Source organism: Streptomyces sp. NPDC002403 (assembly GCF_053593015.1).
Genome location: NZ_JBSFBQ010000003.1, coordinates 316443 through 338539, shown reverse-complemented (window position 1 = coordinate 338539; position 22097 = coordinate 316443). Strand labels below are relative to the sequence as shown.

20 protein-coding genes are annotated in these 22097 nt (G+C 71.2%); 5 read left to right on the top strand and 15 right to left on the bottom strand.

The window, feature by feature from the left end; translation table 11 throughout:
- Window positions 1-18: 18 nt before the first annotated feature.
- Window positions 19-1233: an MFS transporter gene (locus ACWCPY_RS06145; protein ID WP_451263136.1), complete on the bottom strand. Its 1215-nt coding sequence runs from the start codon at window positions 1231-1233 to the stop codon at window positions 19-21.
- Window positions 1234-1655: 422 nt separating this feature from the next.
- Here ACWCPY_RS06145 and ACWCPY_RS06140 point away from each other — a divergent pair, with 422 nt between their 5' ends.
- Both ACWCPY_RS06140 and ACWCPY_RS06135 read left to right on the top strand, forming a co-directional pair.
- Window positions 1656-3770, top strand: coding sequence for a transglycosylase domain-containing protein (locus tag ACWCPY_RS06140; protein WP_451263135.1), 2115 nt, complete (start codon window positions 1656-1658; stop codon window positions 3768-3770).
- On the top strand, window positions 3767-5068 hold the full coding sequence (locus tag ACWCPY_RS06135; protein ID WP_451263134.1) for a hypothetical protein: 1302 nt from the start codon (window positions 3767-3769) through the stop codon (window positions 5066-5068). The genes ACWCPY_RS06140 and ACWCPY_RS06135 overlap by 4 nt, the downstream gene beginning before the upstream one ends.
- Window positions 5069-5139: 71 nt before the next feature.
- On the opposite strand, the gene ACWCPY_RS06130 is transcribed toward ACWCPY_RS06135, so the two are convergent.
- Genes ACWCPY_RS06130 through ACWCPY_RS06120 form a run of 3 tightly spaced genes read right to left on the bottom strand, consistent with a single transcriptional unit; the run spans window position 5140 to window position 7899 of the window.
- The gene (locus ACWCPY_RS06130) at window positions 5140-6177 is read right to left on the bottom strand and encodes an ABC transporter substrate-binding protein (RefSeq protein ID WP_451263133.1); all 1038 of its coding nucleotides are present in this window, start codon (window positions 6175-6177) and stop codon (window positions 5140-5142) included.
- 53 nt (window positions 6178-6230) lie between these two features.
- On the bottom strand, window positions 6231-7094 hold the full coding sequence (locus tag ACWCPY_RS06125; protein ID WP_451263132.1) for an ABC transporter permease: 864 nt from the start codon (window positions 7092-7094) through the stop codon (window positions 6231-6233).
- A complete protein-coding gene (locus ACWCPY_RS06120; RefSeq protein WP_451263131.1) occupies window positions 7084-7899 on the bottom strand; it encodes an ABC transporter ATP-binding protein in 816 nt (271 codons plus the stop codon). Before ACWCPY_RS06120 ends, ACWCPY_RS06125 begins: the two co-directional genes overlap by 11 nt.
- A 218-nt stretch (window positions 7900-8117) precedes the next feature.
- On the opposite strand from ACWCPY_RS06120, the gene ACWCPY_RS06115 reads away from it, so the two are divergent.
- The 3 genes from ACWCPY_RS06115 to ACWCPY_RS06105 are packed head-to-tail and all read left to right on the top strand — an operon-like array spanning window position 8118 to window position 10794.
- Window positions 8118-9716 carry a sensor histidine kinase gene (locus tag ACWCPY_RS06115; RefSeq protein WP_451263130.1) on the top strand — a complete coding sequence of 533 codons (1599 nt, stop codon included), beginning with the start codon at window positions 8118-8120 and terminating at the stop codon, window positions 9714-9716.
- Entirely contained in the window at window positions 9713-10426 is a 714-nt protein-coding gene (locus ACWCPY_RS06110; protein ID WP_451263129.1) for a response regulator, read from the top strand. The genes ACWCPY_RS06115 and ACWCPY_RS06110 overlap by 4 nt, the downstream gene beginning before the upstream one ends.
- Entirely contained in the window at window positions 10423-10794 is a 372-nt protein-coding gene (locus ACWCPY_RS06105; RefSeq protein ID WP_451263128.1) for a DUF779 domain-containing protein, read from the top strand. The genes ACWCPY_RS06110 and ACWCPY_RS06105 overlap by 4 nt, the downstream gene beginning before the upstream one ends.
- Before the next feature lie 35 nt (window positions 10795-10829).
- Here the strand turns inward: ACWCPY_RS06105 and ACWCPY_RS06100 are convergent, their stop codons facing one another.
- The 11 genes from ACWCPY_RS06100 to ACWCPY_RS06050 all read right to left on the bottom strand — a co-directional run bounded on the left by ACWCPY_RS06100 (window position 10830) and on the right by ACWCPY_RS06050 (window position 21978).
- Window positions 10830-11024: a hypothetical protein gene (locus ACWCPY_RS06100; protein WP_451263127.1), complete on the bottom strand. Its 195-nt coding sequence runs from the start codon at window positions 11022-11024 to the stop codon at window positions 10830-10832.
- 133 nt (window positions 11025-11157) lie between these two features.
- A complete protein-coding gene (locus ACWCPY_RS06095) occupies window positions 11158-12075 on the bottom strand; it encodes a phosphatidylinositol-specific phospholipase C/glycerophosphodiester phosphodiesterase family protein (protein WP_451263126.1) in 918 nt (305 codons plus the stop codon).
- Between the two features lie 133 nt (window positions 12076-12208).
- Complete coding sequence (locus tag ACWCPY_RS06090; RefSeq protein WP_451263125.1) at window positions 12209-13324, bottom strand: ricin-type beta-trefoil lectin domain protein; 1116 nt, start codon at window positions 13322-13324, stop codon at window positions 12209-12211.
- Window positions 13325-13415: 91 nt separating this feature from the next.
- Entirely contained in the window at window positions 13416-14108 is a 693-nt protein-coding gene (locus tag ACWCPY_RS06085; protein ID WP_451263124.1) for an ABC transporter ATP-binding protein, read from the bottom strand.
- A complete protein-coding gene (locus ACWCPY_RS06080; RefSeq protein ID WP_451263193.1) occupies window positions 14101-15018 on the bottom strand; it encodes an ABC transporter ATP-binding protein in 918 nt (305 codons plus the stop codon). The genes ACWCPY_RS06085 and ACWCPY_RS06080 overlap by 8 nt, the downstream gene beginning before the upstream one ends.
- 62 nt (window positions 15019-15080) lie before the next feature.
- Window positions 15081-15938: an ABC transporter permease gene (locus ACWCPY_RS06075; RefSeq protein WP_451263122.1), complete on the bottom strand. Its 858-nt coding sequence runs from the start codon at window positions 15936-15938 to the stop codon at window positions 15081-15083.
- Window positions 15931-16896, bottom strand: a complete 966-nt coding sequence (locus ACWCPY_RS06070; RefSeq protein WP_451263192.1) for an ABC transporter permease — start codon at window positions 16894-16896, stop codon at window positions 15931-15933. The genes ACWCPY_RS06075 and ACWCPY_RS06070 overlap by 8 nt, the downstream gene beginning before the upstream one ends.
- A 23-nt stretch (window positions 16897-16919) precedes the next feature.
- On the bottom strand, window positions 16920-18524 hold the full coding sequence (locus ACWCPY_RS06065; protein ID WP_451263121.1) for an ABC transporter substrate-binding protein: 1605 nt from the start codon (window positions 18522-18524) through the stop codon (window positions 16920-16922).
- Between the two features lie 174 nt (window positions 18525-18698).
- Window positions 18699-19829, bottom strand: coding sequence for an acyl-CoA dehydrogenase family protein (locus ACWCPY_RS06060; RefSeq protein ID WP_451263120.1), 1131 nt, complete (start codon window positions 19827-19829; stop codon window positions 18699-18701).
- The gene (locus ACWCPY_RS06055) at window positions 19826-21013 is read right to left on the bottom strand and encodes an acyl-CoA dehydrogenase family protein (RefSeq protein ID WP_451263119.1); all 1188 of its coding nucleotides are present in this window, start codon (window positions 21011-21013) and stop codon (window positions 19826-19828) included. The genes ACWCPY_RS06060 and ACWCPY_RS06055 overlap by 4 nt, the downstream gene beginning before the upstream one ends.
- A complete protein-coding gene (locus ACWCPY_RS06050) occupies window positions 21010-21978 on the bottom strand; it encodes an NADPH:quinone oxidoreductase family protein (protein WP_451263118.1) in 969 nt (322 codons plus the stop codon). Before ACWCPY_RS06050 ends, ACWCPY_RS06055 begins: the two co-directional genes overlap by 4 nt.
- Window positions 21979-22097 lie beyond the last annotated feature (119 nt).

The window sequence follows — 22097 nt, the reverse complement described above, 5'->3', positions numbered from 1 at the left end:
CGCCGCGCGGGAGCGGGCTCAGGCGCCGGTGGTGCCCGCCGAGCGGAGGATCACGAAGGGGACGAGCGCGCCGAGCAGCAGAACACCGGCGAGTGCGATCCAGCCGGCCGTGCCGAGGGCGAGGACGACGCCGGTCATCAGCACCGGGCCCGCGACCCGGTTGGCCACTGTCCGGCTGGTGTTGAACAGCACCAGGTAGGCGCTGCGCGCCTGTTCCGGTGCCAGGTCGAAGGAGAGGGTCCACGAGGCTCCGACCTGGAGCAGCTCGGCGAACGTCAGCAGGACGACGGCCGCGCCGAGCACCAGCAGTGCCTCCCGAGTCCCGAGGCCGGGCGCGGCGGCGAAGGCCAGGGCGCCGCAGCTGAGCAGCAGGGCCGCGGCCGCGTACGAGAGCCAGGCCCGGCGCGTGGTGCCGTAGCAGCGGTTGAGGGGGTACTGGAGGGCGATGCAGAGCACGGTGTTGACGGCGTACAGGATGCCGACACAGCGCTCCGGTACGTCCGTCTCGGTGACGAGCCACAGCGGGAAGGCCACGTTGAGCACCGGCATCCAGAGCGACACCAGTGCGTTGTACGCGGTGAAGCCGAGCAGCCGGCGGTCCTTGAGCAGGTCCGCCACCCGGGCGCTCCCGACCGCCGTCGCCGCCGTTTCCTCCTCCCGCCGCGCGGTGGCGTACACCGCGGCGACCGCCACGTAGGCGACCGCGCCCCCGATCAGCAACGGCCGGAAGGCTCCCGGCGCGCCGGAGCCCAGGGCGACTCCGGCGATCAGCCCGCCCAGGCTGATCCCGAGGTTGACCACGGTGCGCTGCACGGCCATGACCTTCGCGCGCAGGCTCTCCGGGGTACGCGCCCCGACGTACGCCTGGACCAGTGGGGGTGAGGACTGCTCGGTGACGGCGATGACGGCGACCACGAGGAGAAAGCTCCACCAGCTGTCCACCAGGAGGTAGCCGACGGTGGCCAGTGCGCGCAGCAGCATCACAACGATCAGCACGGGCTTCGGCCCGAAGCGTCCGGCCAGGCGGGCGATGGGCACGGCTGAGGCGACGGCGGCGGCCCCGCCGATGGTCAGGCCGGTGCCGACGGACGAGGTGCTGAGATGGGCGACCTTGACGAAGTAGATGGTCGAGACGGCGAGGAAGAGGCCCGTTCCGGTCCATTCGATCAGCGTGGCGCCCTGCACCAGCGGCAGGTACTGCCGGTGGCCGGAGACCAGTTCCACACGGGACACTGCTTCCCCCCTGCGCGATACGTCGACCGACTCGGCGATGCGTCGACCGGCGGGCCCCAGCAGCGCGCCATCAGACCTTAGGCGGGTGGTCCCGGTGTCACCACGGCACTCGTGCGCGCGCTCGCCGCGCTTGGCCGGAACGCGCTTGACGCTCCGTCGTCCCCGTCCTCCGGCCGTCGCCGGGCCCGGCCGGTCGCGGGAACGGCCCGGTGTGCCGGCGGGCACGGGCGGGCACGGTGAATCGAATTGGCCGGTTCGATGCCGGGTGGCCCGGACGGCAGAACGGCCGATGACCGGGCCGCTGCCACGAGCAGAGCCGACCCGGCAGGAGCTCTCCCGGCGGCCTGTTATCTTTACGTGACTTCGCGCCGGAACTCTCGGTCAGGCTTTGGCCTTTACTCCGGTGGAGTCGACGTGCCGGCATGTGGCGGCTGACGCTCAATGACCACTGCACGGGCACGGTCGCGGTCTGCGGCCGGCCCGGCCTGTCATGGCTGGACGGAATGACACAGCACAACATATTCAGCAGGACGGCCCGGGCCGCACGAACGGTGCTGGTCCCGGGAACGGGGCGCCGGAAACAGACGAAGCGCCCGTTCACCCGCCTGCTGCGCAGACCGGACTTCCCGCGCGCGGGCCGGCAGGGCTGGCGAAGATGGGTGCCCTCCTGGCGGCTGGTCCTGGGCTCGGTCCTGATGTTCACCGGCACACTGGCGACCGTGGTGGGCATCGCCTACGCGCGTACGGACATACCCGAGGACCTCAACGCCTTCGCCACCCAGCAGGACACCGTCTACTACTGGGCCGACGGCACACCGATGGCCCGGACCGGCTGGGTGAGCCGCCAGGAGATGCCCCTGTCGAAGATCCCCGACCACGTCCGTTGGGCCGTACTCGCGGCGGAGAACGCCAACTTCTACTCCGACCATGGGATCTCGACGCAAGGGATCACCCGCGCGCTGTGGCGCACGGTCGGTGACGGTGACACCCAGGGCGGCTCCACCATCACCCAGCAGTACGTCAAGAACGTCTATCTGTCGCAGGACCAGTCCTTCTCCCGGAAGTTCACCGAGATACTGATGGCGGTCAAACTGGACCGCCGCCTGAGCAAGGACAAGATCCTCCAGGAATACCTGAACACCAGCTGGTTCGGCCGCGGCACCTACGGCCTCCAGCGCGCCTCGCAGGCCTACTACGGCAAAGAGGTCACCCAACTCAACGCGAGTGAGGGCGCCTTCCTCGCCTCCCTGCTCAAGGGGGCCTCGCTGTACGACCCGGCCGTCAACCCGCGCAACCGCGAACGGGCCGTCGAGCGGTGGCGGTGGACGCTGGACCGCATGGTGGAGATCGGCAGGCTCAGCCCGGCCGAGCGGGCCACATACACCACCTTCCCCGAGCCGAAGCCCCCGCACCGGCCGAACAGCGCGGGCGGGCAGGACGGCTATCTCGTCCAGCTCGCCGAGTCGTACGCCAAGCGGGCCGGACACATCTCCGACGCACGCTTCGACCTCGGCGGCTACCAGATCTACACGACGTTCGAGAAGCCGCGGATGACCGCCCTCACCCGGGCCGTCCGCGACGCACGCGGCGCACTCGACCCCGACGAGCGCAAGGCCGACCGGTTCGTGCGGTTCGGAGCCGCCTCCGTCGCCCCGGACGGCCGGATCCTCGCCGTCTACGGCGGACCCGACTTCGAGCGGCAGGCGTTCAACGAGTCCAACGCGGGTACCGTACCGGCCGGTTCGGCGTTCACCCCCTTCGTCTACGCCGCCGGGCTCCAGCACGGGGTCACGCACGGACGCAACGGTCCACGCTCCACCGTCACACCGTCGACCGAGTACGACGGCGACGACGACATCCCCGTCATGACACCCGAGGGCCCCTACTGGGACCGCAGCGGGAAGATGGTCAAGGGCCGCAACGACGGCGACGCCTCCTACGGCCGCATCAGCCTGCACGACGCCATGGCGAAGTCGGTGAACTCCCCCTTCCTGCAACTCGGCATGGACACGGGCCTGAAGCTGGTCCGCGGCACGGCCGAGGCCTCGGGGCTGCTCCCCTCCAGCTTCGGCCCGCCCGTCCCGGCGTTCGCGATGGGCAACTCCACACCCAGCGCCATCCGGATGGCCGACGCGTACGGAACGTTCGCGGCCCACGGCGTGCACACGGACCCCTACTCGGTCCGCAAGGTCACCCGCAACGGCGAGCCGGTCCGGCTCGACCTGCCCCGGCCCAGGCGCGCCGTCCGCTCCGATGTCGCCGACGAGGTCACCGCGGCGCTCGACCGGTCCGACGGACGCAAGGGTGCCGCCTCCGCCGCACCGGTCGCCGCCAAGACCGGAACCACCGAGGACGACACCGCCCGCTGGTACGTCGGATACGGCCCCGCCGCGTCCACCGCCGTCGTCGTCTACCGCATGGACCTGACGAAGAGCCTCGCGCCACTGCCGCTCAAGGGGCTGGCCGGTGGTCCGGCGGACGACGGGAAACTCCCGGCCCAGATCTGGACCACATACACGGAAGCCATGACGAAGTGACAGACACCAGAGGTAAGTCCACTGTTCGCCGTATACGGGCCCGGCTCACGCCCCGGGTCGTCCTCGGGATCGCGGCATGTCTCGTGGTGTCGGGTTCCGCGGCACTCCTCCCGCTGATGTCCGACGAGGACACGGACGGCCGGACCCCGCAGCAGGGCACACGCACCGTCGCCGCGCCGAAGCCGACCGCCACCGAGCACCGCGGGGACAAGGCGGATGCGGAGGAGGAGAACTGGGACGGGAAGGTCAAGATCCTGGGGGACGGCTCCACGTCCTACACCGGGCCGCAGCCGAACCGGCTGAAGGCCGAGCGGCTCAAGCCAGGTGAGCGGCCTCCGCAGTTCGTGGTGTTCTCGTGGGACGGCGCGCTGGAGGGTGACGACCACATGTTCTCGCGCTTCCGCCGTGCGGCGAAGGAGAGCAATGCCCACATGACGTTCTTCCTCACCGGCATCTACCTCCTCCCGAAGGAGAAGCGGGACCTCTACCAGCCGCCCCAGCACAGGACCGGAGCCGCCGCGATCTCGTACCCGACGCGCGAGCACATCCGGATGACGCTGGACCAGCTCGGTGGTGCCTGGAAGGAGGGCAACGAGATCGGGTCCCATTTCAACGGCCACTTCTGCGAGAAGAAGGGCGGTGGGGACTGGAGCAGGAACGAGTGGATCAGCGAGATCAGCCAGTTCTACTCCTTCGTGCAGAACTGGAAGACCAACACCGGCTACAAGGACCTCGACCCGCTCCCCTTCGACCCCACCCGTGAGGTCGTCGGTGGCCGTGCGCCCTGTCTGGAGGGCCAGAAGACGCTGCTTCCGGCGACCAAGCCGTTCGGCTGGCGCTACGACGCGAGCTCCCCGGGCGACTTCCAGATCTGGCCCTCCAAGAAGGACGGTGTCTGGGACTTCCCGCTCCAGATGCTGCCGTTCCCCGGCAAGGACTTCCAGGTGTTGTCCATGGACTTCAACTTCCTCTACAACCAGTCCGGGGGCAGCACCGAGGGCGACCCGGCGAAGTACGCGACCTGGCGCGAGGAGGCACGGAACGCGTACGTCGCGGGCTTCGACCGGGTCTTCCACGGCAGCCGGGCGCCGCTGTTCATCGGGAACCACTTCGAGGACTGGAACGGCGGCATCTACATGGACGCCGCCGAGGAGACCATGCGCGAGGTCTGCCCCCGCAAGGAGGTCCGCTGCGTGTCCTTCCGCGAACTGGCCGACTGGCTCGACGCGCAGGACCCCAAGGTCCTCGCCCAGTGGCGGACCCTCGACCCCGCCCAGCCCCCGAACTGGAAGCAGTAGCCGTACGCACGGGCAGCGCGGCTCCGGCCGGAGTCGCGCTGCCCGTGGGAGCGGGTGCCGTCGGCCCGCGGTCAGTTCGCCTTCTCGACGAACTCCGTGGTGTACGTCTTGGCGAGGTCCACCTCGGCATCCTTCAGGTTCGGGTTGAAGGCCTTCAGGACCCGCTCGACGGTGGCGGGACCGTCCGCGGGCATCACGCCGTCCTTGGTGAACATGGGCAGCGTGCTCTTGATGGCCTGTGCGTACAGGGCCTTGCCGCCGCCCTGGGCGTAGTCGGCGGGCATCTTCGCGGCGATCTCGTCCGCGCTGTGCGTGGACATCCACTTCAGCGTCCTGACGAAGGCGTTGGCCAGCTTCTGGACGGTTTCCTTGTGGCTGTCGACCCACTCGGTCTGCATGTAGAGGCTGGACGACGGGTAGAGCCCGCCGAGCGCCTCCTTGGACCCCTCGGGTGTCCGCATGTCGATGAGGATCTTGCCCAGCTTCTTGTCCAGGATGGTGGCGACCGTCGGGTCGGTGGTCATGCCGCCCTGGATGGAACCCTGCTGGAGGGCGGAGATGAACGTCTGCCCGGCTCCCACCGCGACGGGCGTGAACTCGCTGGTCTGCACATCGCTGTTGACGGCGAGGTATTTCGTGAGGAAGTCGGTGGAGGACCCGATGCCGGTCACTCCGAGCTTCTTGCCCTTGAAGTCCTTCGCCGACCTGATGTCGTCCGCCGCCTGGTTGGACACGATCTCGACCTCGCCGGGGGCGTGGGAGAACTGGACGACGGACTCGACCTGCTTGCCCTTCACCTGGAGGTCGAGGGTGTGGTCGTAGAAGCCCACCGTGCCCTGGACGTCGCCGGAGACCAGCGCCGTCTCGGCCTGGACGCCGGCGGGCTCGGTCAGGAGCTGGACGGACACGCCCTCCTCCTTGAAGTAGCCGAGCCGTTCGGTCAGCATCGCGGGCAGGTAGATGACCTTGTCCAGGCCCCCGACCATGATCTTGACCTTGTCGTCCTTGCCGCCGGAGGCCGAGGTCGAGTCGCCGCCACAGGCGGTGAGGCTGGTCAGGGCGAGTACGCCGACGACGGCGAGGGCCGGGATCCGGGTGGATGTACGCATCTGATTCACGTCCTTGTGAGGAATGGGGCGGGGGTGCGGAGGGCCGCGGGGCGTCAGCGGGCGCTGTCGGCCTCGGCCGGTTTCCAGCGGAACAGCCGCTTCTCCAGGAAGGTCAGCAGCCCTTCGGCCAGCAGCGCGACGATCGCGAGGATGACCATCGCGGCGTAGACACCGGCGGCGTTGAACGTGCCCTGGGAGGCGGCGACCAGCAGTCCGAGTCCCTTGGTGGCCCCGATGTACTCACCGACGATCGCGCCGATGAGTGCGAAGCCGAAGCTCACATGCAGGCTGGTGAAGATCCACGACGTGGCGGAGGGGATGACCACCTGGAGGGTGACCTGGCGGTTGCTGGCACCCAGGATGCGGGAGTTGGCCACGAGATTGCGGTCGACCTCCCGTGCGCCCTGGAAGGCGTTGAAGAAGACGGGGAAGAAGACCAGGACGACCGCGGAGGCGACCTTCGACGCCGGGCCGAGACCGAACCAGATGAGGAAGATCGGCGCGAGCACGATACGGGGCAGTGCGTTGAGCACCTTGATGTACGGCCCGAGCACGTCGGCGGCGAACCGGACACGGCCCAGCGCGATGCCCAGCACCACACCGGCGAACACACCGATGACCCAGCCGAGCAGTGCCTCGTAGAGCGTGTACCAGATCTGCTCCCAGAGGGAGCCCTGGGCGGTTCCGTCGACGACCCAGGTGCGGATCTGGTCCCAGATCTTCGACGGCATGGAGAAGTTGAACGGATCGATGACCGCGGTGCGGGCCAGCCATTCCCACAGTCCGACGACCACGAGGAGGACCGCGATCCGGCTGCCCGTCACCAGGTACGTGCGGTTCCTGGCGGCCCGCGCCCTGGCCCGGCTCCGCTCGGTCTTGGTGACGGCGGAGCTCGCGGTGATGGTGTCAGGCGACATCGAGGGCACCCCTCTCGCGGGTGATGCGGACCTCTTCGCCGAGCGAGGACCAGATCTCCCGGTAGATCTCGACGAACCGCGGTTCCAGCCGCACCTGTTCGACCTTGCGGGGACGGGGCAGATCGATCTCGAAGACCTCCTTGACCGTGGCGGGCCCGGCGGTCATGACCACGACCTTGTCGGCCAGCGCGATGGACTCCTCCAGGTCATGGGTGACGAAGACGACGGAGGCGCCGGTGCCGGCCCACAGCTCCAGCAGTTCGTCCGACATCAGGGCCCTGGTCTGCACGTCGAGCGCGGAGAACGGCTCGTCCATGAGCAGGATCTCGGGGTCGTTGACGAACGTCGCCGCGAGCGCGACACGCTTGCGCTGACCACCGGACAGCTGGTGGGGGTATCGGTCCTCGAAGGAGGAGAGGCCGACCCTGGCGAGCCACTCCCGGGCCCGCTCCTTCGCCTCGGGCTTGGCCACGCCGCGGAAGCGGGGACCCGCCATCACATTGGACAGCACGGTCCGCCACGGGAAGACCGCGTCCTGCTGGAAGACGAAGCCGATCTTGTCGCCGATGCCGCGCACCGGCTCCCCGGCCACCAGCACCTCGCCCTCGGTGGGTTCCTCCAGGCCGCTGACCAGGGTCAGCGTGGTCGACTTGCCGCATCCGGTGGGACCCACCACGGCGACGAACTCGCCGCGTCCGATCGTGAGGTCCAGATCCCGTACGGCGGTGTGGAGCGTCCCCGACGGGGTCCGGAACGCTTTGCTCGCCCCCCGCAGCTCGATGGCGGGGCTCGTTTCGCTGTTCATGGGGCGGGACGCTAGAGCCGCCCCGAGGACGCGGGCGCCCTTGCGCCCACAACTCCTGGTTCTGCTCATAACGCGGGGTTCTGCTCGTTCTGCTCGCGTTCCGGCAACGAATGCGACACGGGGACTGGCCATCGGCGACCGTGACGTTTACGTTGCGTTCACACAAGGACGAAACGGAGCATCATGTTCCTGGCCGGCGGAAGGCAGAGGGCGAGCACATGCGCATTCACTGGCCCCGCCGTGTCTTCGCCCAGGTGCTCCTCACCCAGGTGGCCATCACCACCGGAGTGATCATGCTCATCACGGGGCTCTTCCTGGCCCCGCTCAGCCACCAGCTCGACAACCAGGCGATGCACCAGGCCCTCTCCATCGCCCAGACCACCGCCGCCGAGCCCGGACTGGTACGCGATCTGAGGAGCACCGACCCCAGCCCCGGCGGCCCGGTGCAGGCCGAGGCGGAGCGGATCCGGCGGGCCACCGGAGCCCTGTACATCGTCGTCATGGACACCCGCGGGGTGCGCTGGTCGCACACCGACACCGCACAGATCGGCAGGCATGTCTCGACCGACCCCAGCACCGCTCTGGGCGGCCGCGAGATCATGCAGATCGACGACGGGACCCTGGGCCGGTCGGCTCGGGCGAAGGTTCCGCTCCGCGACGGGCACCAGGACATCGTGGGCGCCGTGTCGGTGGGCATCGCCTACGACAGCGTCCACGACCGGCTGCTGGGGACGATTCCCGGACTGCTGCTCTACGCCGGTGCGGCGCTCGCCGTGGGCGTGCTGGCCGCGCTGGCGGTCTCACGGCGGCTCCAGCGCGGCACGCACGGGCTCGCCTTCGCCGACATCTCCGCGCTGCTGGACGAGCGCGAGGCCATGCTGCACAGCATCCGCGAGGCGGTGCTCGCCCTCGACGCACGGGGCCGGATCCGGCTGCTCAACGACGAGGCACAGCGGCTGCTGGAACTGGACCAGGGGGCCGTCGGGAGCCCGCTGGGAGAGGTGCTGCCGCCGGGCCGTACGACGGAGGTGCTGGCGGGGCGGGTCGACGGCGCCAACCTGATCACCGTCTGCCGGGGCCGGGTACTGATCGCCAACCGGATGCCGACCGGGGACGGCGGGGCCGTGGTCACCCTGCGCGACCGTACCGAGCTGGAACTGCTGGGCCGTGAACTGGACTCCACCCATGGGCTGCTGGACGCGTTGCGCGCCCAGGACCACGAGCACGCCAACCGGCTGCACACCCTGCTCGGGCTGCTGGAGCTCGGCAGGCACGACGCCGCGGTGGAGTTCGTCGCGGAGGTGACCGACGGTCACCGGGCCTCGGCGGAGCAGGTCGCCGAGCGCGTCAACGATCCCCTGCTGTCGGCGTTGCTGGTGGGCAAGTCGGCCATCGCGGCGGAACGGGGCGCGTCCCTGCGCATCTCGCCGGGCACCCGGCTCCCGGACGTGGTGGTGGACCCGCGCGATCTGGTGACCGTTCTCGGCAACCTCATCGACAACGCGCTGGACGTCGCCACTCTCATCGAGGTGGAGCTGCTCGCGGAGGGCAGCACGGCGGTCCTGCGGGTCAGCGACAACGGTCCCGGTGTGCCGCCCGCGATGCGTGAGCAGATCTTCACCGAGGGCTGGTCCACCAAGGAGTCCCCCGCGCACCGCGGGCGCGGTCTCGGTCTGGCGCTGGTGCGCAGGCTGGCGGAGCGCTACGGTGGCGCGGCCCGCGTCACGGCCCGCGCCGGCGGCGGCGCGGTCTTCACCGTCGTCCTGCCCGAGGCACTCACCGTCCGGCCGCTGACAGAAGTAGGAGAGTCGCGATGATCGATGTCCTGGTGGTGGACGACGATTTCCGGGTCGCCGAGATCAATGCCGCGTACGTGGCCAAGGTCCCGGGCTTCCGGGTCATCTCCCGTGCGCACACCGCCGCTCAGGCGCTGTCCTTCCTGGAGCGCGACCATGTCGACCTCGTACTCCTCGATCACTATCTGCCGGACGAGACGGGGCTGACGCTGGTGCGGCGGCTGCGTCAGCTCGGCCACCCGGCCGATGTGATCATGGTGACCGCGGCCCGCGACGTGTCGACCGTCCGGGCCGCCATGCGGTACGGGGCGCTGCAGTACCTGGTCAAGCCGTTCAGCTTCAGCGGGCTGCGGTCCAAGCTGGAGAGCTACGCGGCCCTGCGCCGGACCCTCGAAGGCGTGGGCGGCGGCCGCGGCGAGGCCGGGCAGGAGCAGGTCGACCGGATCTTCGGCGCCCTGCGCACCACGGATTCCGGCCCGGCCGGTGGGCTGCCCAAGGGACATACCGCGCCGACCGCGGAAGTCATCCGCCATGTCCTGTCCGCCGCCGAGGGGCCTCTGTCCGCGCACGAGGTGGCCGCGCGGGCGGGGCTCAGCCGCTCCACCGCCCAGCGGTACCTGAAGTATCTGGAGGGCGCGGGCCGGATCAGTCTCAGCCTCAAATACGGCGACACGGGCCGCCCCGAGCACCGATACGCGTGGGCGGACCTCCGTCCGGAGCCGCTGCGATGAGCCCGTCGGGCGCGTCGCCGGTGGAGCTCACCCCCGCGGCCGCGGAGTTGCTGCGGCGGCTGCGGGAGGTCCATGGGCCGCTGATGTTCCATCAGTCGGGCGGTTGCTGCGACGGCAGCGCTCCCATGTGCTACCAGGACGGCGAGTTCCGCACCGGTGGCTCCGATGTGCTGGTCGCCTCGCTCGACGTCGAGGGGGTGGCGGAGAGCATCCCCTTCTGGATGTCGAGGAGCCAGTTCGACGTGTGGGCGCACACCCGGCTGATCGTCGACGTGGTGGAGGGGCGGGGCAGCGGCTTCTCGCTGGAGGCCCCTGAGGGGGTGCGGTTCCTGATCCGTTCGCGGCTGGCCGGCCCGGACGGGGGCTGACCAGCCGCTCACGGTCGCCAGGCAGGTCGCCGGGGTCAGGGCGTGAGGTTGCTGACGACGTCGGCCGTGGCGGCCAGGCTGTCCTGGATGGTCGGCGCCATACTCGTACCCGCGAGGAAGAACCCGAGCATGGCGCAGACCAGCGCATGCGAGACCTTCAGCCCGCCATTGCGGAGGAAGATCACCGCAAGGATCAGCAGAAGCAGCACCAGTGAGATCGAAATGGCCATGGCCAACCTCCTCCGCCGCGCCGGAATGCGGCATTTGGCCGCCAGTGTGGCGTAGCGAAGGAGCCGTCCGGCGCACTGGCGTGTCCGCCATCCGGGTGTTGACTGGCTGTCACGCTCGGGGCCGCGCGTCCGGTCAGCCGCCGAGGCGGGCAGCCCCGGTCCGGGTGTCGCGGTCGTGGGCACGGAGGAAGCGTTCGAGCCCTGCCAGGTCATCGGTGTTGAGGTGGTCGACCCCGGCGGCCAGCAGCTCCGTCCAGACCGCCTCCCGCTCGGGTCCCGGCGCGTCCGGCGTTGCCCAGAAGCGGACGCGCCGGCCATCGCGGTGGGCCCGGGCGACGTGCGCGCGCAGTTTGTCCCGCTCCGCGGCGGGGAAGGGTCCCGCGCCCAGCCAGCCGAAGTCGTCGGTCCAGCTGCTGCTGATGAGCGGGATGAACGAGGCGGTGGCCGAGGTCCCGAGGTCCTCGGGGCGGCCGTCGTAGAAGGCGTGGCGGGTGTGCTGCGCCTCCATCGGGGCGCGGGCGGCGCGGTCGCCGGAGATCACGGGGGTGACGGCGCCGGGGCGTACCCGGCCGTGGTGGTACGACGTCAGCATCGACCGGTAGTGCCGCAGTTGCCGGTCGAGTTCGAGGTAGGCCGCGGCGCCGTCCGTCTTGATGTCGATCAGCAGCTGCACGGGTTCGTGGTGGCCGGGGTGGACCGTGCCGTGATTGGCCCGGACCCTGGCCAGCAGCGGGTCGAGGTAGAGCGAGGCGAGGGTGCGGGCGGGGTCGAGGTCGGTGGCCTCGTGGGCGACCAGCAGTTCCCCGTCCACCAGGAAGATGTCGGCCTCGACACTGGTGAATCCGTGTCCGAGCGCGTCGTACAGGGGGCGCGTGTGCAGGTAGTCGTTGTGCGCGTGGGCCCGGCGCAGCGGCTGCGTGCGGTGGCGCCGTGCGGCCGGGGACGCGGTGGCCGCTTCGGACGCGACGGCCGTCTGCGGGGACAGCAGGGCGCCCGCGGCCGCGGTGGCGAGCGCGGTGGTGACGACGGTTCGGCGGGTCGGGAACGCCATGGATTCTCCCGGGGCGAGTGGTGGACCGGACGGGCGGACGCGACCGAGTATGCGGCGGAGCCCGCCGCAACGGGCGTTCGCCGCACAAGAGTTGACCGGTTCGTCGTCCGCCCGTCGGCTGCCGTTCCCCCGGTCAGGCCGGAAGCGTCCAGCGCTGGTTGGCGCCGCCGGTGCAGGTGTAGATGCCGAGCGGGGTGCCGTTGGCGCTGCCGCCCCCGTAGGCGTCGAGGCACTTCCCGGTGGCGGGATTCACCAGGGCCGCTCCGTCGCTCCGCCACTGCTGGGCGGCCGAGCCGTCGCAGACCGCGGTTCCTGCGGTGGCGCCGCTCACGGTCAGGCAGTGGAACTGCGCGCGGAGCGTGCCGTCGGATGCCCGTACCCAGTTCTGGTTGTCGCCGCCGTTGCAGGCCCAGAGGTTGAGCTGCGTTCCGGTGGTGCCGCCCGGGATGTCGACGCAGGCGCCGCCGATGCCGGTGAGGGATCCGGACGACGAGTTGCCGATGCCGTCCTCGTGCACGCTGCCGCCGCTCCGACCGCTCACCCCGGCACCGCTGGAACAGGTGCTGCTGACGCTGGTGGAGCCGAGGGCGGCGGTGACGGCCTGGCTGCCCGCAGTGCCGGCGGGCAGGTCGAAGAGGGCCTGGGAGTACGGGGAGTCGGCACAGGTCGCGGCGTTGTTGTTCCAGTCGAAGTACTCGACCCAGTCGACCATTCCGCCGGTGGCGATCTTCGCGCCGGTGCCGGTCCGGAGGCTGCCGAGGACGAACGAGGTGCCGGCCGTGTCGTCGGTGATCGTGGCCCGGTACCAGTCGGCCGTGGTGTCGGGTGCGATACGGAAGCGGTAGTGGTGCCCGGCCGTGAACCGTTCGGCCAGGCGGCAGGTGTAGCCGGTGCCGCCCTCGGCGAACGTCTGGCAGTAGGTGCCCGTGCTTCCCGGCCGGCCTCCGGTGGAGTCCCAGAGCGAGAAGAGGAACAGGCCGCCACCGGCGCGGTTGCGCTGCATGCCGATGTAGCCGCCGACCCCGTTGGTGAAGCCGAACTGGTGGGACCAGAAGACGTTCGCGCGGCCGGGGTCGGACTGGACGGTCGTTCCGAAGGTGACCTCGTCGAGTGCGGTGGTCCCGGCCGGGAAGGTGTAGTTGCTGTACGAACCCGGGGTCTGGCCGGCCGCGGCGGACGGCCCCGCCAGCCCCAGGCAGGCGGCGACGGCGAGGATCACCACCATGACGATGGCGCGTGTACTGCGCATGTCCCACTCCTTGTCCGGACGGATCCGACCGCCCTTTGGTCATGGACTCGTCAATAAGAGTGGGGGTGTGCCACGCACCAGGGGCATGGACTTATCCGGTCGGGCTCATGGACTCCTGCGGTGCGCCCGGCCCGGTGCACTCCTGCCAGCCGACCGTGCGGTCGCACCAGCGTTCCAGCAGCACCCGGTCGTGGCCGACGGCCAGCAGTCCGGCCCCGGTCTCCCGCCGGTAGGACTCGACGACCGCCACCAGCGCGGCGGTCGTAGACGCGTCGAGCATCGCGGTCATCTCGTCGCAGATCAGCCAGCGCGGCCGCAGGACCAGAGCCCTCGCCAGACAGGCGCGCTGCAACTGGCCGTCGCTCACCTCGTGCGGGCGCCGGCCCAGCAGCTCCGGTGTGAGCCCGACCGCCGGTGCCAGCCCGGCCACCCGGTCCGCCACCTCCGAGCGTCGTCCGGTCGCCCGCAGCGGCTGGGCGATGAGTTCGCGCAGGGTGAGCCGGGGGTCGGCGGAGAGCCGGGGCTGCTGGAAGACGACGCCGACGGCGGTGCGCTGCGCACGCGGGGCCCGGTGCCGCCAGCCGCGTACCGGTTCGCCGTCGAGCACCACCGTGCCCGTGTACGGGCGGTGCAGCAGGGCCGCGACCCTGGCCAGGGTGGACTTGCCACAGCCGCTCGGGCCCAGCAGTCCGAGGGACTCCCCCGGCACCAGGCTCAGCGAGACCTCGCGGACGACGGGATCACGTCGGTCGTATCCGGCGGTGATGCGGGTGAGTTCAAGCACGGACCGGCTCCTCCCCGCTCGCCCGCACACCGTGGTGGCAGGCGAGAGCGCCGTCGAACAGGGGCAGTACCGAACACCGGTCGTCCGCGCGGCCGCAGCGGGCCGCGAACGCGCACCCCTCGGGAAGTGCCCCGAGCTCGGGCGGCATTCCGGGGACCGGTACGAAGGCGCGCTCCGGCAGGGCGTCGAGGAGGCCGCGCGCGTACGGGTGGCGCGGTCCGGGCTCCCCGAAGAACCCTTCGGCGTCGGCGAGTTCGACGATGCGGCCCGCGTACATCACGGCGACCCGGTCGGCGATCCGCTCGGCCGCCGCGAGGTCGTGGGTGATGATCAGCAGCGCCCGGCCCCCGTCGGTGTGGCGGCGCAGTTCGTCGACGGTCCGCTCGACCAGCTCGCGGTCGAGTCCGGTGGTGGGCTCGTCGGCCAGGAGCAGGGGCGCGTCGCCGATCAGGGCGAGCGCGGTCGCGGCCCGCTGGGCCAGACCGCCGGAGAGTTCGTGCGGGTAGCGGTCGAGGTGCCCGGCCGGGAACGAGGCGCGTGCCGCGGCCTGTTCGGCCGCCGGGCGCAGGGCGGGCCTGCGGGCGCCGGTCAGTTCGCGGAGGGTCTCCTCCAGCTGGGCGCGCACGGTGCGGACCGGGGTGAGGTGCGCGGCGGGGCTCTGCGGTACGAGTCCGATGCGGCGGCCGCGTACCGTACGGGCGAGGCTCCTCTCATCCAGGCCCAGGAGATCGGTGCCGTCGTCGAGCAGCGCCGAGCCCGAGGTCCGCGCGTTGCCGGGAAGCAGTCCCAGCAGCGCCGAGGCCAGCACAGACTTGCCGCAGCCGCTCTCGCCGACCAGTGCCAGGCACTCCCCCGCCGCGAGGTCGAAGTGCGCGTCGGCGACGGCGGCGATGTGCCGGCCGCCCCGCATCCGGAAGCGCACGGAAAGGCCGCGGACGGAGAGGACCGGCGCCTTCGGGCCGGGGTCGTTCTTCACAGCATCAGCTCCGATCGGCGGCGCGGGTTGATCCGCTCCCGCCAGGCACCGGCGAGGCCCGCCAGCGCGAGGGTCGGTATCACCAGGAACAGGCCGGGGAAGAGCGTGGGCCACCAGTCCCCGGCGAGGAGCGAACCGCGCGCCGTCTGCACGAGGTTGCCCAGGCTTGCCTGGTGGGTGGGCAGCCCGAGGCCCAGGAAGGAGAGCGCGGACTCGTGCCACATGGCGTGCGGCACCATCAGCACGGCCGCCAGGCCCGCCTGTGGAAGCACCGCGGGCAGCAGATGCCGGACGACGACCCGTCCGCGCGAGGCCCCGCCGGAGATCGCCGCGTCGATGAACGGTCGCGAGCGCAGCGACAGTACTTCGGAGCGGACGATCCTGGCCGTGGACAGCCAGTGGGTGAGCGCGACGGAGACGATCACCGGGCCCACGCCGGGCCGGAACATGGCCACGATGAAGATGCCGAGCAGCAGATGCGGTACGGAGGAGAAGGTGTCCACGAGCCGCATGACGACGCGGTCGGTCCATCCTCCGAAGGCCGCGGCCAGCGCGCCGACCGCGGTCCCGATCACGGTCGCGGTGAGCCCGGCGACGACGCCGACGAGCAGCGAGACGCGGAGCCCGTAGACGCAGCGCAGCAGCAGATCGCGTCCGACGTCGTCGGTGCCGAACGGGTGCTCCCAGGACGGTGGCCGGAGCCTCGCCGCGAGGTCGACGGCCTGCTGGTCGAGCTGGACCAGTGGCGGCACGAGCAGGACCGCGAACAGCACCGCGGCGACGATCCCGGCACAAGCGATCACCCGGATGCGACGGGTGGTGCGACGGGTGGGTCCAAGGACGGTTTCAGCCATCGAAGCCCACTCTCGGGTCGGCGATCGCGTACAGCAGGTCGGAGAGGAGGTTGCCGAGGACGACCGCCACGGTGGCCAGCACCGTGAGCGCGGCCAGCAGCGGGAAGTCGACGGAGGTGGCGGCCTGCACGGTGGCGGCGGCGATGCCCGGCCAGCTGAAGACCGTCTCGACGAGCAGGGCGCCGGTGATGAGTTCGGGGACGCGGGAGCCGATCAGGGTGAGCATCGGCAGCATCCCGGAGCGCAGCGCGTGACCGAGCAGTACGGTGCGTTCGCGCAGTCCGCGGGCGCGGGCGCCGCGCACCGGGTCCTCGCCGAGCGCGTCCGCGACACCCTGGCGCACGTAGAGGAAGAACCAGGGCAGCTGGGAGACGCCGAGCACAGCCGCGGGGAGCACCAGATGCACGGCGACCTGACCGAAGGTGACGGTGTCGCTGGCCGCGTCGGTGAGACCGCCGGCCGGGAGCACGTCGAGCTCCAGGGCGAAGAACCAGATGGCCAGCAGTCCGAGCCAGAAGGCCGGGGCGGCTTCGAGCGTGTACGCGGCGGAGCTGACGCACCGGTCGAGCAGGCGGCCGGGCCTGCGGGCGGCCAGTACGCCGAGGCCCGTGCCGAGCAGTACGGCGACGGCGAAGGCGGTCGCGGCGAGCAGCACGGACCAGCCCAGGCGTTCGCCGATGACATCGGCGACCGGCTGGCGCATCGTTGCGGAGTCGCCGAGGTCGCCGCCGAGCGCGGAGCTCAGCCAGTTCCACCAGCGGCCGACGAGCGGCTGGTCGACACCGAGGTTGGCCCGCAGCTGGTCGAGGTTCTCCTGCGACGCGGTGAGCCCGGCGGTGCCCGCGTATGCCTTGACCGGGTCGAAGGGGGAGGCGGCGGCGACGGCGAAGACGCCGAACGTCACCACGGCCAGGACGGGGACGGCGAACAGCGCCCGCCGTCCCGCCATCCTGCCCATCGGCCCCCAGGGGAGGCGCCGGCTCACTTCTTCGGCGTCCAGTCCTCGACGTTCCACCACGGGCCGGAGGCCAGTCCGTGGTCGTGCGGTTCGACCTGGGTGGTGAGGGCGCCGAAGCGGTCCTTGACGACGTAGAGGTGGTCGATGTGGGTGAGGAAGGTGTAGCCGGGGTTCTTCGCCAGTTCGCGCTGGACGGTGTCGTAGGCGGCCTTGCGTGCGGCGCCGTCACCGCTTCTGCGGCCCGCTTCGAGGGCCCGGTCGACGGCCTTGTTGTCGTACCACGCCATGTTGTTGAAGCCGTCGCCCGCGAGCGAGGACTTCAGCAGGGCGTACTGGTCGAAGTCGGGGTCGGCGGGCGATCCGCCGCCCGCGAGGACCGCGTCCCGCTTCATCCGGGGCTCGATGACCTCCCAGGTCCCGGCCTCGGTGGTGATGTCGATGCCGGCCTTCTTGGCGTCGGAGGCGTAGGCGAGCGCGTGGTCCTGGCGCAGCTTGTCGCCGGTGAGGTACCAGAGCGGGAAGGCTGCGCGTACGCCGTTCCTGGTGCGGATGCCGTCCTTGCCGGGCTTCCATCCGGCGTCGTCGAGGATCGTCTTCGCGGCGGCGAGGTCGTGGGGGCGTTCGGTTCCCTTGGTGAACCACTCGCTGTCGGTGGGCACGGGGCCGTAGGCGGGCCGGCCCTCGCCGTTGAGGATGGAGTCGACCATGGCCTTCCGGTCGACGGCGATGTCGAGGGCGCGCCGGACGGCGAGGTCGCCGGTGACCTCGTTGTGCGTGGGCAGCGTCACGGTGCGGTAGTCGTACGTGGTGGCGGCGTACGTCCGGGTGCCGCCGGTGCGGGCGAAGCCCTTGGCGAGGTTGGGCGGCAGGATCGCGCCGTCGAGTTCGCCGGAGCGCAGGCGGGTGGCGCGTACGTCGTCGTCCTTGATGATCGCCATGGTGAACTTCTTCACCTTCGGCGCTCCGCCCCAGTAGCCGGGGTTGGCCTTGAACGCGATCTTCTCGCCCTTGGACCACTTGGTGAGCAGATACGGTCCGGTGCCTATGGGGTGGGTGGTGAAGTCGCCGGTGTTGACGTCCTGCTTGCCCGCGATGTGTTCGGGTGCGATGGGCAGGACGGTGCGCTGGGCGAAGGGCGCGTAGGGGTAATCGAGTGTGAAGACGACGGTGTCGTCGCCGTCCGCCTCGACGCTCTTCACCGCGTCGAGTTCGGTGCGGGAGGCGTTGTTGGTCTTCTCGTCGAGGATGGTCCGGTAGGTGAAGACGACGTCCTTCGCGCCGAACGGCTCGCCGTCGCTGAACTTCACGCCCTTGCGGAGCCTGTAGGTGTAGGTCAGTCCGTCGTCGCTCACCTCGGGCAGGGCGGTGGCGAGTGCGGGCCGCAGCTTCATGCCGTCGTCGAGGGCGAGCAGCCCGTCGAAGATCTTGGAGTTGCCGTCCTTGCCGTAGCCGAGCAGCGGGCTGAGACTGTCGGGCTCGTAGGCGATGCCGACCACCGCCGAGTCCCCCGCACCCGACCCGGAGCCACCGCCGTCCGGGCCACCCGGCCGGGAGCAGGCCGCCGCGGTCAACGACAGCACGGTCGCCAGTGCCCCGGCGACCGCTCCCCGTATCGATCGGGCCGTCATACTCTGCACATCCTTTATTGAAGATCAGATGTTATTGCGAAACTCTCGCAATTAAACAGCAGGTAAAGGGGTGCCCGATACCCCACCCGACGCGGGAACGCAGGAGCGGAGGCGCGTGTTCACGCGCCTCCGCTCCCAAGTCCCCCGACTCAGCGGGCCGTTCCCGCTCCCCCGCTACGGCGCGGGCAGTTCCACGAGCCCCGCGATGGTCTCGCGGTGCCGCCCGGCCGTGCCGTACGCGATCGAGTCGGCCTTGGCCCGTTTGAGATACAGGTGCGCCGGGTGCTCCCAGGTCATGCCGATCCCGCCGTGCAACTGGACGCACTCCTCCGCGGCGTGCACCGCGACCCCCGAGCAGTACGCCTGCGCGACGGCCACGGCCAACGCCGTATCGGGGCTGCCGGTCGCGAGGGCGTCCGCCGCGTTGCGCGCGGCGGCGCGGGCCGACACGACCTCCAGCCAGAGCTGCGCCATGCGGTGCTTGAGTGCCTGGAACGAGCCGACCGGCCGGTTGAACTGGTGCCGTTCGCGGGTGTGGCGGACCGTTTCGCTCAGGCACCACTCGGCGATTCCGAGCTGTTCGGAGGCGAGCAGTCCGGCGCCGGCCAGCAGCCCCCGGCGCACGGCGGCGACCGCTGACGCGCCATCGGCCAGGCGGGTTCCGGTGGCCCCGGCGAGGGTGACGGTGGCGAGCGGGCGGGTCAGGTCGAGCGGCACCAAGGGCTCCACCGCGACCCCTTCGGCACCGGTCTCGACCGCGTACAGGCCGTCGGTGGTCGGCACCAGCAGCACATCGGCGGCGGCCGCGTCGGCGACGCCGGCCACCGTCCCCTCCACCCGCCCGGCCACGACACCGGCCGGCTGAGCGGCGTCGGGCGCCGGGGCCGCGAACGGCACCGCGAGGACCGCGACCCGGCGCCCGGCAGCCAGGTCCCCGAGCAGTGCGGCAACCGGTCCGTCGGGCACCCCCAGTGCGAGGAGCGTCTCCGTGGCGACGACCGCACCGGTCAGATAGGGCGCGGGCGTGACCGCGCGGCCCAGCTCCTCCAGCACCACCGCGGCCTCGCGATGGCTCGCGCCCTGCCCGCCGAACTCCTCCGGCACCAGCAGCCCCGCGGCGCCGATGCCGGCGGCGAGGGCCCGCCAGAGCTGCGGGTCGTACGGCGTGCCGGACTCGACGCGAGCGAGCACCGCCGCCGCGTCGCCCCGGTCGGCGAGCAGCGCACGCACCGCTGCCCGCAGATCCTCCTCGGCCTCCGAGTACAGCAGATCGGGTGTCTGGGTCTCTTCGGTCGGTGCGGTCATCGGGCCAGGTCCTTCCAGGCGACGTCCTTGTCGGTGCGCGGCTCGGCGGGCAGACCGAGGACACGCTCGGCAACGATGTTGAGCAGCACCTCACTGGTGCCGCCCTCGATGGAGTTGCCCTTGGAGCGGAGGTAGCGGTAGCCGGCGTCCCGCCCGGTGAAGTCGACCAGCTCCGGCCGGCGCATGGTCCAGTCGTCGTACAACAGCCCTTCCCCGCCGAGCAGTTCGACCTCCAGCCCGCTGATCTCCTGGTTGAGCCGGGCGAAGGCGAGCTTCATTCCGGAGCCTTCGGGGCCGGGCTGTCCGGCGACGAGCTGCTGGCGCAGCCGGGTGCCGGTGAGCCTGGCCACCTCGGCCTCGACCCAGAGGGTCAGCAGACGCCGGTGTAGGTCGTGGGTGCGCAGTTCGGGGCGTTCGCGCCAGGTGCGGGCGATCGGGCCGATCATGCCGCCCTCGCGCGGGACGCGTGCCCCGCCGATGGAGACCCGCTCGTTCATCAGCGTGGTCTGCGCGACCTTCCAGCCCTCGCCGACGGGGCCGAGGCGCCTGCTGTCGGGGATGCGTACGCCGGTCAGGAAGACCTCGTTGAACTCGGCCTCGCCGGTGATCTGGCGCAACGGCCGCACCTCGACGCCGGGGTCGGTCATGTCGCAGATGAAGTAGCTGATGCCGCGGTGCTTGGGCAGGTCCGGGTCGGTGCGGGCGATGAGGATCGCCCAGCGGGCCAGATGGGCGCTGGATGTCCAGACCTTCTGCCCGTCGACCACCCAGTCCTCGCCGTCGCGGACGGCGCGGGTGCCGAGGGCGGCGAGGTCGGAGCCGGCGCCCGGTTCGCTGAAGAGCTGGCACCAGACCTCCTCGCCGACCCACAGCGGCCGCAGGAAGCGCTGTTTCTGCTCGTCGGTGCCGAAGCCGAGGATGGTGGGGGCGGCCATGCCGAGACCGATCCCGATCCGGCGCGGGTCGTTGTCGGGGGCGCCGGCCGCGGCGAGTTCGGCGTCGACGACGGGCTGCAGGGAGCGTGGCGCGGCGAGGCCGCCGAGTCCGACGGGGTAGTGCACCCAGGCCAGCCCGGCGTCGAAACGGGCCTTGAGGAAGTCGGTGCGGCCGGTGGTGGCCGGGGGGTGCGCGGCGAGCAGGTCCTGGGCGCGGCGGCGGAGCTGGGCCGCGTCGGGCGCGGTCATCGGGCGGCTCCTGCCGGGAGGACGACGATCCGGCCGGTGCTGGTGCCGCCGGCGACCCGCTGGACCGCGTCGGCGGCCCCGGGCAGCCCGACGCGCTCACTGATCAGCGGCTTGATGGCGCCCTGCGCGGCGAGCCGGGTGAGCTCGTCGTGGCAGGCGCGTACGGCGGCCGGGTCCTTGCTGTTGTACAGACCCCAGTGGAGTCCGACGATCGAGTAGTTCTTGACGAGTGCGTGGTTCAGCGCCGGGGAGGGGATGACGCCGCTCGCGAAGCCGACGACGAGGACCCGGCCCTCGAAGGCGACGCACTTCACGGACTTGGCGTAGGCGTCGCCGCCGACCGGGTCGTAGACCACGTCGGCACCGCGTCCGTTGGTGGCTTCCTTGACCGCGGCGACGATGTCCTCGCTGTGGCGGTCGATGACCAGGTCGCAGCCGAGCCCGGTGGCGGTCTTCGCCTTCTCGGGACCGCCGACCACACCGATGACGGTGGCTCCGGCGGCCTTGCCGAGCTGGACGGCGGCGCTGCCGACCCCGCCGGCCGCCGCGTGGACCAGGAGGGTCTCGCCCGCCCGGAGGTGCGCCCTGCGGTGCAGGCCGAACCACCCCGTCTGGTAGCCGATGTGCAGGGCGGCGGCCTCGGCGTCGTCCAGGGTGTCCGGTGCGGGCAGCAGCGCCGCCTCGTCCGCGACCACGTACTCGGCGAACCCGCCGTACGGCAGGGCGGGGTTCGCGAGCACCCGCCGCCCGTCCGCCGTCCTGCCGCAGATCTCCACACCGGGGGTGAAGGGCAGCGGCGGCCGCACCTGGTACTGACCCCGGCAGAGCAGCGCGTCGGGGAAGTTGATGTTCGCCGCGAGCACCTCGACGAGCACCTGCCCGTCGCCGGGCGTGGGCCGGTCCGTCTCCTCCAGCCGCATCACCTCGCTCGGCTCGCCGTTCCGGTGCACTCGCCATGCCTGCATGAGGGGCCTCCACAACACTGTCGGCATTACCACTGCTCCGGCGCATACTAAGCGGTCGCTTGCCTCTCTGGGAACAACTCGCCGGTCCCGGTTCCGGCCGGAGCCGGACATGGGTACGC

Bases quoted from the DNA above. Each gene is read 5' to 3' on its own strand.
- ACWCPY_RS06140 (WP_451263135.1), top strand. From the start codon at position 1,656: ATGTGGCGGCTGACGCTCAATGACCACTGCACGGGCACGGTCGCGGTC.
- ACWCPY_RS06130 (WP_451263133.1), bottom strand. From the start codon at position 6,177: ATGCGTACATCCACCCGGATCCCGGCCCTCGCCGTCGTCGGCGTACTC.
- ACWCPY_RS06125 (WP_451263132.1), bottom strand. From the start codon at position 7,094: ATGTCGCCTGACACCATCACCGCGAGCTCCGCCGTCACCAAGACCGAG.
- ACWCPY_RS06120 (WP_451263131.1), bottom strand. From the start codon at position 7,899: ATGAACAGCGAAACGAGCCCCGCCATCGAGCTGCGGGGGGCGAGCAAA.
- ACWCPY_RS06115 (WP_451263130.1), top strand. From the start codon at position 8,118: ATGCGCATTCACTGGCCCCGCCGTGTCTTCGCCCAGGTGCTCCTCACC.
- ACWCPY_RS06110 (WP_451263129.1), top strand. From the start codon at position 9,713: ATGATCGATGTCCTGGTGGTGGACGACGATTTCCGGGTCGCCGAGATC.
- ACWCPY_RS06105 (WP_451263128.1), top strand. From the start codon at position 10,423: ATGAGCCCGTCGGGCGCGTCGCCGGTGGAGCTCACCCCCGCGGCCGCG.
- ACWCPY_RS06100 (WP_451263127.1), bottom strand. From the start codon at position 11,024: ATGGCCATTTCGATCTCACTGGTGCTGCTTCTGCTGATCCTTGCGGTG.
- ACWCPY_RS06095 (WP_451263126.1), bottom strand. From the start codon at position 12,075: ATGGCGTTCCCGACCCGCCGAACCGTCGTCACCACCGCGCTCGCCACC.
- ACWCPY_RS06090 (WP_451263125.1), bottom strand. From the start codon at position 13,324: ATGCGCAGTACACGCGCCATCGTCATGGTGGTGATCCTCGCCGTCGCC.
- ACWCPY_RS06080 (WP_451263193.1), bottom strand. From the start codon at position 15,018: ATGCGGGGCGGCCGGCACATCGCCGCCGTCGCCGACGCGCACTTCGAC.
- ACWCPY_RS06075 (WP_451263122.1), bottom strand. From the start codon at position 15,938: ATGGCTGAAACCGTCCTTGGACCCACCCGTCGCACCACCCGTCGCATC.
- ACWCPY_RS06070 (WP_451263192.1), bottom strand. From the start codon at position 16,896: ATGGGCAGGATGGCGGGACGGCGGGCGCTGTTCGCCGTCCCCGTCCTG.
- ACWCPY_RS06065 (WP_451263121.1), bottom strand. From the start codon at position 18,524: ATGACGGCCCGATCGATACGGGGAGCGGTCGCCGGGGCACTGGCGACC.
- ACWCPY_RS06060 (WP_451263120.1), bottom strand. From the start codon at position 19,829: ATGACCGCACCGACCGAAGAGACCCAGACACCCGATCTGCTGTACTCG.
- ACWCPY_RS06055 (WP_451263119.1), bottom strand. From the start codon at position 21,013: ATGACCGCGCCCGACGCGGCCCAGCTCCGCCGCCGCGCCCAGGACCTG.
- ACWCPY_RS06050 (WP_451263118.1), bottom strand. From the start codon at position 21,978: ATGCAGGCATGGCGAGTGCACCGGAACGGCGAGCCGAGCGAGGTGATG.